Here is an 11,847-nt window from a genome sequence, read left to right as displayed (position 1 = left end):
AAACGGCTGTACGTGGATCCGGGGCGTCACGAGATGCCCAGCTGGTTGTCGATGAGGTCGAAGATCTCGTCGTGCGAGGCGGACTCGATGTGGTCCGCGGTGACCTGTCCTGCGGGTGCGGTGGCTTCGAGGCGGGCCAGCACCTCGCGCAGCCGCTGGGAGAGCCGGTCGCGGTCGGGGGCGTCCGGCGCGAGGCCGGCGACCAGTTCCGCGAACCGGTCCAGCTCGGCGAGCGGCGCGGACGCCCTGGCCGGGGCCGGCCGGCCGGTGGCGGTCACGAGGTGGCGGGCCAGTACGTCGGGGGTGGGATGGTCGAAGACCATGCCCGCCGGCAGCCGGACGCCGGTCGCGGACGACAGCCGGTTGCGCAGCTCGACGCCGGTGAGGGAGTCGAAGCCGAGTTCCTTGAACGCCCGGGTGGGCTGGACCAGTTCGGGCGAGGGGTGGCCGAGGACGGCCGCCGCGTGGCCGCGCACCAGGTCCAGCAGCGCGGTGTGGGCGTCCGCCTCGGACAGCCCGGCGAGGCGGTCCGCGAGGCCCGCGGCCCGGCCGCCGCCGTCGCCGTTCACCGCGGCGGCCCGTCGGCGCGGTGCCCGGACCATTCCGCCGAGCAGCGCCGGTACGTCCTGCCCACCGCCGGCGCGCAGCGCGCCGGTGTCCAGTCGCGCGGCCAGCAGATAGGCGTCCTCGGAGCGGAGGGCCGCGTCGAACAGGGCCAGCCCTTCCTCGGAGGTCAGGGGGGTGACGCCGCTGCGGCTCATGCGCCGCAGGTCCACGTCGCCGAGGTGGCCGGTCATGCCGCTGCGTTCCTCCCACATGCCCCAGCCGATGGAGAGGCCCGGCAGGCCCTCGGCGCGGCGGCGTGCGGCGAGCGCGTCCAACGCGGCGTTGGCGGCCGCGTAGTTGGCCTGTCCGCCACCGCCGAGCAGGGCCGCGGCGGAGGAGAACAGGACGAAGGCGGCGAGGTCGTGGACCCGGGTCAGCTCGTCCAGGTTCACCGCCGCGTCCGTCTTCGGGCGCAGTACGCGCTCCAGCTGCTCGGTGGTGAGGGAGGAGACCACGGCGTCGTCGAGCACACCGGCGGCGTGCACCACGAACGTCAGCGGGTGCTGCGCCGGTATGCCGGCCAGGACCTCGGTGAGCCGGTCGCGGTCGGCGGCGTCGCAGGCGACGACGCTCACCTCGGCGCCGAGCGCGGCCAGTTCGTCGCACAGCTCGGCCACGCCGGGGGCGTCGGGGCCGCTGCGGCCGGTCAACAGCAGGTGCCGTATCCCGTGTTCGGCGACGAGGTGACGGGCCACCAGGCGGCCGAGGGTGCCGGTGCCGCCGGTGATCAGGGCGGTGCCGTCGGGGTTCGGGGCGGCGGGCGGCAGCAGCACGTTCTTGCCGGTGTGCCGGGCCTGGCCGACGTACCGGAACGCCTCGGGGGCCCGCCGCACGTCCCAGCAGGTGAGCGGCAGCGGGGTGAGGGCGCCCTGCCGGAACAGGTCGAGGATCAGATCGAGCGTCCGCGCGATCCGCTCCGGGCCCGCCTCCGCCAGGTCGTACGCCCGGTAGCGGACCCCGGGGTGGGCGGCGGCCACGGTGTCGGCGTCGCGGATGTCGGTCTTGCCCATCTCCAGGAAGCGCCCGCCGCGCGGCAGCAGCCGCAGGGAGGCGTCCACGAACTCCCGTGCCAGGCAGTCCAGTACGACGTCGACGCCGCGTCCGCCGGTCGCGTCGAGGAAGCGGTCGGCGAAGTCGAGGGTGCGGGAGGAGGCGATGTGGGCGTCGTCGAGGCCGAGGCCGCGCAGGACGTCCCACTTGCCGGGGCTCGCGGTGCCGTACACCTCGGCCCCGGCGTGCCGGGCGAGCTGGACGGCGGCCATGCCGACACCGCCGGCCGCGGAGTGCACCACGACCGTCTCCCCCGCTTTCAGGCCGCCGAGGTCGAACAGGCCGTAGTGGGCGGTGAGGAAGGCGATGGGCACGGTGGCGGCCTGGGCACAGGACCAGCCGGGCGGGATCGGGGCGAGGGTGCGCCGGTCGGCGACCGCGACGGGGCCGAAGGCGCCGCCGAAGACCCCGAACACGCGGTCGCCGGGGGCGAGATCGGTCACGCCGGGGCCGGTCTCCAGGACGGTGCCCGCCCCTTCGCTGCCGAGGATCCGCTGGTCGGGGGCGAGGCCGAGGCAGACCGCGATGTCCCGGAAGTTGAGGCCGGCGGCCCGGACGGCCACCCGGACCTCGCCGGGGGCCAGGGGGGCACCCGCCTCGGGGGACGGTACGAGCGCGAGGGCGTCGAGGCTGCCCTCACCGGTGGTGTCCAGCCGCCAGACCGCTTCGCCGGCCGGCGGTGTCAGGGTGCCGGGGCGCCCTGCCCGGGCCAGCCGGGGTACGAGCGGGTTCCCCCCGCGGGCGGCCAGCTGTGGTTCCCGCGTGGCGAGGGCCAGACCGAGCAGGCGGGGCAGGGCGTCCGCCGAGTCGGCGGTGTCGTCCAGGTCCAGCAGGACGAAGCGGTCCGGGTGTTCGGTCTGGGCGGCCCGGACCAGTCCCCAGGCGGCGGCCTGTGCCGGGTCGGCGAGGTGTCCGCCGGGCCCGGTCGCGACCGCGTGGCGGGTGACGACCACGAGGGGGGCGTCGCCGGAGCGGGGGTCGGACGGCCACCGCTGGACGACGGCGAGGGTGGCGGTCGCGGTGTCCCGGACGCGGGCGGCCTCGTCGGCGCCGGTGGCGGTGGGGCAGGTCCAGACGACCGCCGTGGGCTGCGCGCCGGAGCCGGTGTCGTCGAGGTCCGTCCAGCCGGTGAGCGGGGCGGTGGCCCCGGCGCCGGGGGCCGGTGTCCAGTCCAGGCGGTACAGGCCGTCCCGGCCCGCCACGGCCGCCGCCAGCAGGTCCGGGGAGAGCGGGCGCAGCACCAGCGACTCGGCGGACAGCACCGGCTGCCCGGTCGGGTCCCAGGCGTCCAGGCTCACGGCGTCGGGCCCGGCCGGGCCGATCCGGACGCGCAGTGCGGCGGCCCCGGCGGCGTGGGCGGTGACACCGTTCCAGGAGAAGGGCAGCCGGGCGGGGCCGGGCCGGTCGCCGAGGAGGGCCGACGCCTGGAGGGCGCCGTCCAGCAGGGCCGGGTGGACGAGGTAACCGCCGCTGTCCGACTGCCGTTCGAGCGCGACCTCGGCGTAGACGTCGGTGCCGTCGCGCCAGGCGGCACGCAGCCCCTGGAAGGCGGGGCCGTAGCGGTAGCCGGCCTCGGCGAAACGGTCGTAGACGCCGTCCAGGTCGACCGGCTCGGTGCCGGCCGGCGGCCAGGTGGCGGGCGCGGACGGGCCGGCGGCGCCGTCGCCGGGGGCGAGGGTGCCGGTGGCATGCGGGGTCCAGTCCGCGCCGGGGTCGGTCTCGGGGCGGGAGTACAGGCCGAGGGTTCGCCTGCCGCGGTCGTCGGGCGGGCCGAGGCGCAGCTGGACGTGGACGGCGTCCCGCTCGGGGAGGATCAGCGGGGCCTGCAGCGTCAGTTCGTCGACGAGGGCGCTGCCGGCCTCGTCGGCGGCGCGCAGGGCGAGTTCCAGGAAGGCGGTGCCGGGGAGCAGGTTCGTCCCGGAGACGACGTGGTCGGCCAGCCACGGGTGGGTCCTGGAGGACAGCCGCCCGGTGAGGAGCCGTTCCCCGGTGTCGGCCAGATCGACGCAGGCGCCCAGCAGCGGGTGATCCGTGGCGCCCAGCCCGGCGGCGGCCACGTCTCCGGTGCGGACGGGGGCGTCGAGCCAGTAGCGGGTGCGCTGGAAGGCGTAGGTCGGCAGGTCCACCGGCCCGCTCGTGCGGACACGGCCCAGGGCCGCGGGCCAGTCGACGGGCACGCCCTGGACGTGGGCCTCGCCCAGCGACAGCAGCAGCCGGTCCCGGCCTCCGTCGTCGCGGCGCAGCGAGCCGACGACCACACCCGTGACGGCGGAGTCCTCCAGCACCTCCTGGACGGCCGGGGCGAGCACGGGGTGCGGGCTCGACTCGACGAAGGTGGTGAATCCGGCGCCGGTCAGGGCCCGTACGGCGGGCTCGAACTCGACCGTGCCCCGCAGGTTGCGGAACCAGTAGTCGGCGGTGAGTTCGGGCCCCTCGACCCAGTCGGCCTCCAGGGTGGAGAACATCCGGGTGCCTGCCGTGGCGGGGGTGATGTCGGCGAGGACGTCGAGCAGTTCGGCGCGCAGGGGGTCCATCCCGGCGGAGTGGGACGCGTAGTCGACCTCGATGCGGCGGGCGCGTACGCCGTCCTTCTCGCAGGAGGCGACGAGTTCGGCCAGGGCCGCGGTCTCGCCGGCGACCACGGTGGAGCGCGGGCCGTTCACGGCCGCGACCGAGATCCTCTCGCCCCAGCCGGCGAGCAGCTCGCGGGTGCGGTCGGCGGGCAGCGCCACCGAGGCCATGCCGCCGTGCCCGGCGACGGCGCGCAGCAGCCTGCTGCGCAGGGCGACGACCTTGGCGCCGTCCTCCAGGGTGAGCGCCCCGGCGACGACCGCCGCCGCGATCTCGCCCTGGCTGTGGCCGAGTACGGCGTCCGGTTCGACACCGCAGGACCGCCAGGTCTCGGCCAGCGACACCATGACGGCCCAGAGCGCGGGCTGGACCACGTCCACCCGCTCCAGGTCCGTGGCGGAGGCGAGGACCCCGGTCAGGGACCAGTCGACGTGCGGAGCGAGGGCGCGTTCGCAGGCGGCCATGCGGGCGGCGAAGACCGGCGAGGAGTCGAGCAGGTCCAGTGCCATGCCGGTCCACTGGGCGCCCTGGCCGGGGAAGACGAACACGGTGCGCCCGACGGCGGTGGCGGTGCCCCGGGCCACGGTGGCGAGGGGTGCGTCGGCCGCCAGGGCCCGCAGTCCGGCGGTCAGTTGCCCGCGGTCGCCGACGAGGACGGCCCGGTGGTCGTGCCGGGTGCGGGTGGTGGCGAGGGCCAGGCCGATGGCGGCGGCGCCGTGCCCGGGGTGGGCGTCGGCGTGATCGGCGAGCCGTTCGGCCTGGGCACGCAGTGCTTCGGGGGTGTGGCCGGAGAGGACCCAGGGCACGGCGGGTCCCTCGGGGGGTGCGGGCTCCGCGACGTCCTCGTCGACGTGCTCCAGCACCAGGTGGGCGTTGGTGCCGCTCATGCCGAAGGAGGAGACTCCGGCGCGTCGGGGCCGGCCGGGGCCGTCGGGCCAGGAGCGCTCCTCGGTCAGCAGTTCCACCGCGCCGGCGGACCAGTCGACCTGCGGGGTCGGCGCGTCCACATGCAGTGTCCGGGGCAGCACCCCGTGGCGCATCGCCTCCACCATCTTGATGACACCGCCCACGCCGGCGGCCGCCGAGGTGTGTCCGATGTTCGACTTCAACGACCCCAGCCACAGCGGCTCTTCACGGTCCTGGCCGTAGGTGGCCAGCACCGCCTGCGCCTCGATCGGGTCCCCGAGCCGGGTCCCGGTGCCGTGCGCCTCGACGACGTCCACGTCACCGGGTGAGAGCCGGGCGTCGGCGAGCGCCGCGCGGATCACGCGCTGCTGCGAGGGACCGTTGGGCGCGGTGAGCCCGTTGCTGGCGCCGTCCTGGTTGACCGCGCTGCCCCGCACGAGGGCCAGCACCCGGTGGCCGTTGCGGCGGGCGTCGGACAACCGCTCCAGCAGCACCATGCCCACGCCCTCGCCGAAGCCGACACCGTCGGCGGCCGCGGCGAAGGGTTTGGAGCGGCCGTCGGAGGCCAGACCGCGCTGGCGGCTGAACTCGACGAACAGTTCGGGGCTGGACATGACGGTGACACCGCCGGCGAGGGCGAGGGAGCATTCACCGGAGCGCAGCGCCCGGGTCGCGAGGTGCAGGGCGACCAGCGAGGACGAGCACGCGGTGTCGACGGTCACCGCCGGGCCCTCCAGGCCCAGGACGTAGGCGACGCGGCCGGAGACGACACTGCCCGAGTTGCCGGCGCCGAGGAAGCCCTCGACCTCCTCGGGGATGTGGGGCAGGAGCCGGGCCGCGTAGTCCTGGTGCATGACGCCGACGAAGACGCCGGTCGCGGTGGAGCGCAGCGTCGCCGGGTCGATGCCCGCGCGCTCCAGCGTCTCCCAGGAGGTCTCCAGCAGGAGCCGCTGCTGCGGGTCCATCGCGAGGGCCTCGCGGGGCGAGATGCCGAAGAAGCCCGCGTCGAACTCCGCCGCGTCGTACAGGAAGCCGCCTTCCCGTGCGTACGAGGTGCCGTGGCGTTCGCTGTCGGGGTCGTAGAGGGCGTCCAGGTCCCAGCCGCGGTCGGCCGGGAAGGCGGCGATGCCGTCGGTGCCGGAGGAGACCAGGTTCCACAGGTCCTCGGGCGAGCGGACACCGCCGGGGTAGCGGCAGCCCGTGGCGACGACGGCGATCGGGTCCTCGTCGGTCGCCGCTCCCCCGCCGCCGGCGGCCGGGACGGCGGTCGGCACGCGGCCGGTGTCCGCGCCGAGCAGTTCACCGCCGAGGTGGGCCGCGAGGACCTCGGGGGTCGGGTGGTCGAAGACGAGGGTGGCGGGCAGCCGCAGTCCGGTGGCGTTGCCGAGGCGGTTGCGGAGGTCGACGGCGGCCAGCGAGTCGAAGCCGAGGTCCCGGAAGGCGCGGCCCGCCTCGACGGCCTCGGGCGACGGGTGGCCGAGTACGGCGGCGACCTGGCCCCGGACCAGGTCGAGGAGTTCACGGCGGCGGCCGGGGGCGTCCAGGGCGGCGAGCCGCTCCGCCAGCGGGCTCCGGTCCTCGGCGGCGGCGGAGGCCGGGGCGGCCTGGCGGCGGGCGGGCAGCCGGACCACGCCGTGCAGCAGACGGGGTACGGGTTCGCTCTCGGCGCGGGCGCGCAGCGCGGCCGTGTCCAGCCTGAGGGCCACCAGCAGCGGTTCGTCGACGGTGAGCGCGGAGTCGAGGAGGGCGAGGCCCTGCGCGTCGGTCAGGGGCGGCAGGCCCGAGCGGGCGATACGGCGGACCTCGTCGTCGCCGAGGTGCCCGGTCATGGCGCTGCGCCGCTCCCACAGCGTCCAGGCGACGGACCGCCCGGCCAGGCCCTGGGCCCGGCGGTGGTGGGCCAGGGCGTCCAGGAAGGCGTTGGCGGCGGCGTAGTTGCCCTGTCCGGGGCCGCCGAAGGTACCGGCGGCGGAGGAGAAGAGCACGAACGCCGCGAGGTCCAGGCCGGCGGTGAGCCGGTGCAGGTTGAGTGCCGCGTCGGTCTTGGGCCGCAGGACGGCGTCGACCCGCTCGGGGGTGAGCGAGGAGACCACGCCGTCGTCGAGCACTCCGGCGGCGTGGACGACGGCCGTCAGCGGATGCCGTACGCCGGCCAGGACCTCGGCGAGCCGCTCCGCGTCGGCCGCGTCGCAGGCGACAACGCTCACCTCCGCGCCGAGCGCGGCCAGTTCGTCCCGCAGTCCGTCCGCACCGGGGGCATCCGGGCCGCTGCGACTGGTCAGCAACAGGTGCCGTACGCCGTGTCCGGTGACGAGGTGACGGGCGACGCGGGCGCCGAGCAGGCCGGTGCCGCCGGTGATCAGGACGGTGCCGTCGGGGTCCAGGGGCGGGGCCGCGTCGTCGTCCTGTACGGGGATCCTGGCCAGCCTGGGTACGAAGGTCTCGGAGCCGCGCACCGCGAACTGCGTCTCGCCGGTGGCGGTGAGCACGGCGGCGAGGGCGGCCGGCAGGCCGGCGTCCGGGTCGAGGTCGACGAGGTGGAGGCGGTCCGGGTGCTCGGTCTGCGCGGAGCGCACGAGCCCCCACACGGCGCTGTGCGCGAGGTTCGGTACGTCCTCGCCGGGCCGGGCGGCGATCGCGCCCCGGGTGACGAGGACGAGCCGTGTCCCGGTGAACCGGTCGTCGGCGAGCCAGTCCTGGACGAGGGCGAGGGCGTCGTGCACCGCGGTGCGGGTGGTGTCGGCGAGCCCGTCGGCCCGGTCGTCCGGGGCCGCACCGAGGTCGGCGAGGACGAACTCCGGCAGGGGCCCGTCGGCGTCGCGGAGCGCGGCGAGGTCCGCGTGGCGGGCGGCTCCCGGGGTGTCCTCGGTGGGGCCGAGGACCGCCCATGACGGCGTCGTGGGGCCGGGCACCGGGCGGACCGGCGTCCAGTCGAGGCGGAACAGGGAGTCGTGGTGGCGTCCGGCGGCCGGAGTGGTGAAACTACCGGCGCCGACCGGCCGCAGGGCCAGGCCCGTCACGGTCAGGACGGGCCGTCCGGCCTGGTCGAGCGCGCGCAGTGTCACCGTGTCGGGACCGGCGGGGGTGATGCGCATCCGCAGACCGGTCGCGCCCTGCGCGTGGAGGACGGCCCCGGTCCAGACGAACGGCATCCGGCCCTCGGCGGCCTCACCGAGGCCGGTCGCGTGCAGGGCGCCGTCGAGGAGCGCGGGATGCAGCCCGAACCGTGCGGCCTCGGCCTGCTGTTCGGACGGAAGGCTCGCCTCCGCGTACACCTCCTCCCCCAGCCGCCACGCCGCACGCAGCCCCTGGAACGCCGGCCCGTACGCGAAGCCGCCCTGCGCGAAGCGCTCGTACAGCCCGTCCAGTTCCACGGGGACCGCGCCGGCCGGCGGCCACACCGCGGGATCGTCCGGGGCCGCCTCCTCGGTGGCGGGAGCCAGCAGCCCCCGGGCGTGGCACGTCCACGGCACGTCGTCACTGCCGTCCGGGCGGGCGTGGAGGCTCAGCGGGCGGCGCCCGTCCCGGTCCGGGGCGCCGACGGCGAGTTGTACGGCGACGCCGCCCTCCGGGGGCAGGACGAGCGGGGCCTCCAGGGTGAGTTCCTCGACCTGGCCGCAGCCGACCTGGTCGCCCGCGCGGACCGCGAGTTCCAGGAAGGCGGTGCCGGGCAGCAGGGCGGCGTCACGGACGGCGTGGTCGGCGAGCCAGGGGTGGGTGCGGGTGGAGAGTCGGCCGGTGAGGAGCAGTCCGTCCCCGTCGGCGAGGGCGACGACCGCGCCGAGCAGCGGGTGGTCGGCGGCGGCGAGCCCGGCCGAGGCCATGTCGCCCTGCGGCGCGGCGGAGTCCTCCAGCCAGTACCGGCGGCGCTGGAAGGCGTAGGTCGGCAGGTCGGCCGGGCGGGTGCGCCAACCGGCGTAGGCGGCCCGCCAGTCGACGCGTACGCCGTGGACGTACAGCTCGCCGACGGCGGCGAGGAACCTCGCCCGGCCGCCGTCGTCGCGGCGCAGCGTGCCGGTGACCACGGCACCATCGGCACGGTCGGCCCCGGCCGCCCGGGCGGTCTCCTCCATCGGGACGGTGAGCACCGGGTGGGGGCTGACCTCGACGAGGACCTGATGGCCGGCGGCCAGCAGGGCGCGGGTGGTCTGTTCGAACTCGACGGTCCGGCGCAGGTTGCGGTACCAGTAGCCGGCGTCGAGGCCGGTGGTGTCGAGCGGCTCGCCGGTGACGGTGGAGTAGAAGGGGATGTCGGAGGGGCGGGGGGTGATGTCGGCCAGCAGCCGGAGCAGTTCGTCGTGGATACGCTCGACGTGGGCGCTGTGCGAGGCGTAGTCGACGGGGATCCGCCGGACTCTGAGGTCGCGGGCGGTGAGCCGGTCGATCAGGTCGTCCAGCGCCGCCCGGTCGCCGGAGACGACCACGGAGGCGGGCCCGTTGACGGCGGCGACGGACAGCCGGCCGTCCCCGTCGGCCAGCAGGGCGCGGACCTCGTCGACCGGCAGCGGTACGGACGCCATGCCGCCGGCCCCGGCGAGCGCGACGATGGCCCGGCTGCGCAGCGCGACGACCTTGGCCCCGTCCTCCAGGGACAGCGCCCCGGCGACCACGGCGGCGGCGATCTCGCCCTGGCTGTGCCCGGCGACCGCGGACGGCTCGACACCGTACGACCGCCACAGCGCGGCCAGCGACACCATCACGGCCCACAGCGCGGGCTGGACCACGTCGACGCGGTCCAGCGGCGGGGTGCCGGGGGCGTCGCGCAGTACGTCGGTCAGGGACCAGTCGGTGTGGGGGGCCAGTGCGCGTGCGCAGTCGGCGATCCGCTCCGCGAAGACGGGGGCGGTGTCGAGGAGTTCGGCTGCCATGCCGGTCCACTGCGAGCCCTGGCCGGGAAAGACGAACGCGGTGTCGGCCCCGGGGACGCCGGTCCCGCGGAGCAGCCCGGACTCGGGGGTGTCCTCGGCCAGGGCCCGCAGGCCGCGCAGGAAGCCCTCCTCGTCGGCGGCGACCACGACGGCACGGTGTTCGAGGGCGGCCCGGGTGGTGGCCAGGGCGTGGCCGATGTCGAGGGGCCGCTGTCCGGGGTGCGTGTCGAGGTGGGCGGCGAGGCGGCGGGCCTGGGCACGCAGGGCCTCGCGGCTGCGGGCGGAGACGGGCCAGGGGAGGGCGGCCGGAAGGCCGGGCTCGTCGGTGGTGTCGGGCTCGTCGGTGGTGCCGGGCCCGGTTCCCGGAGCGGGGGCAGACTCGGGCTCGGGTCCGGCCTGTTCGAGGACGACGTGTCCGTTGGTGCCACTGATCCCGAAGGACGACACGGACGCCCGGCGCGGTGCGCCGGTCTCCGGCCAGGGCACCGCCTCGGTGACCAGTTCCACCGCGCCCGACGACCAGTCGACCGTGGGGGTGGGCCGCTCGACGTGCAGGGTGGGCGGCACGACGCCCCGGCTCATCGCCATCACCATCTTGATGACACCGCCGACGCCCGCCGCGGCCTGGGTGTGGCCCATGTTCGACTTCAGCGAGCCGAGCAGCAGGGGCCGGTCGGCGGGCCGGTCCTGCCCGTACGTGGCCAGCAGGGCCTGTGCCTCGATGGGGTCGCCGAGGGGCGTACCGGTGCCGTGCGCCTCGACCACGTCGACGTCGGCGGGGGTGAGCCCGGCGTCGGCGAGCGCCCGTCGGATGACCCGCTGCTGGGCGGGCCCGTTGGGGGCGGTCAGGCGGCTGCTCGCGCCGTCCTGGTTGACGGCGGTGCCGCGGACCAGGGCGAGCACGGGGTGACCGTTGCGGCGGGCGTCGGACAACCGCTCCAGCAGGAGCATGCCGACGCCCTCGCCCCAGCCGGTGCCGTCGGCACCGGCGGCGAAGGACTTGCATCGGCCGTCGGCGGCGAGCCCGCCCTGCCGGCTCATCTCGACGAACGGCACCGGTGTCGACATGATCATGGCGCCGCCGGCCAGCGCCAGCCCGCACTCCCGCCGGCGCAGGGCCTGGGCGGCCAGGTGCAGGGCGACGAGGGAGGACGAGCAGGCCGTGTCCACCGTCACCGCCGGGCCCTCCAGGCCGAAGGTGTAGGAGAGGCGGCCGGAGGCGACGCTGTCGGAGTTGCCGTTGCCGATGTACCCCTGGATGTCGTCCGGGACCTGGCGCAGCCGTAGTCCGTAGTCCTGGTACATCACGCCGACGAAGACCCCGGTGTCGCTGCCGCGCAGCCCGCCCGGGTCGAGGCCCGCCCGTTCGAAGGCCTCCCAGGTGGTCTCCAGCAGCAGCCGCTGCTGCGGGTCCATGGCGAGCGCCTCGCGGGGCGAGATACCGAAGAAGCCGGGGTCGAAGTCGGCGGCGTCGGCGAGGAATCCGCCCTCGGCGGCGTAGGTCGTGCCGGGGCGCTCCCGGCCGGGGTCGTGCAGGGCGGCGAGGTCCCAGCCGCGGTCGGCGGGGAAGCCGGCGACGGCGTCGGTGCCGGAGGCGACGAGCTGCCACAGCTCCTCGGGGGACACGACGCCGCCCGGGTAGCGGCAGCCCATGCCGACGATGGCCACGGGCTCCTGCTGCCGGGCCTCCACCTCCTGCAGCCGGCGCCGGGTGCGGTGCAGGTCGGCCGCCACCCGCTTGAGGTAGTCGCGGAGCTTGTCGTCGTTGAGTGTGCCGTCAGTCACTGTGCACCGTCACCTTCGGAGCCTTCGTGCGGGAGGGGCCGGGCGTGGGGAGCCGCCGTCG

General features: G+C 76.3%; 1 protein-coding gene. It reads right to left on the bottom strand.

From position 1 onward, the window contains the following. Positions 1-26 precede the first annotated feature (26 nt). Positions 27-11,786 (bottom strand): type I polyketide synthase, encoded by an 11,760-nt coding sequence (locus tag SCAB_RS40125; RefSeq protein WP_013005779.1) that lies wholly within the window; start codon positions 11,784-11,786, stop codon positions 27-29. Between the last annotated feature and the right edge of the window lie 61 nt (positions 11,787-11,847).

The organism is Streptomyces scabiei 87.22 (assembly GCF_000091305.1).
GTDB classification, from domain to species: domain Bacteria; phylum Actinomycetota; class Actinomycetes; order Streptomycetales; family Streptomycetaceae; genus Streptomyces; species Streptomyces scabiei.
The sequence above is the reverse complement of the archived record's forward strand: the minus strand, read 5'-3'. Positions and strand labels throughout refer to the sequence as shown.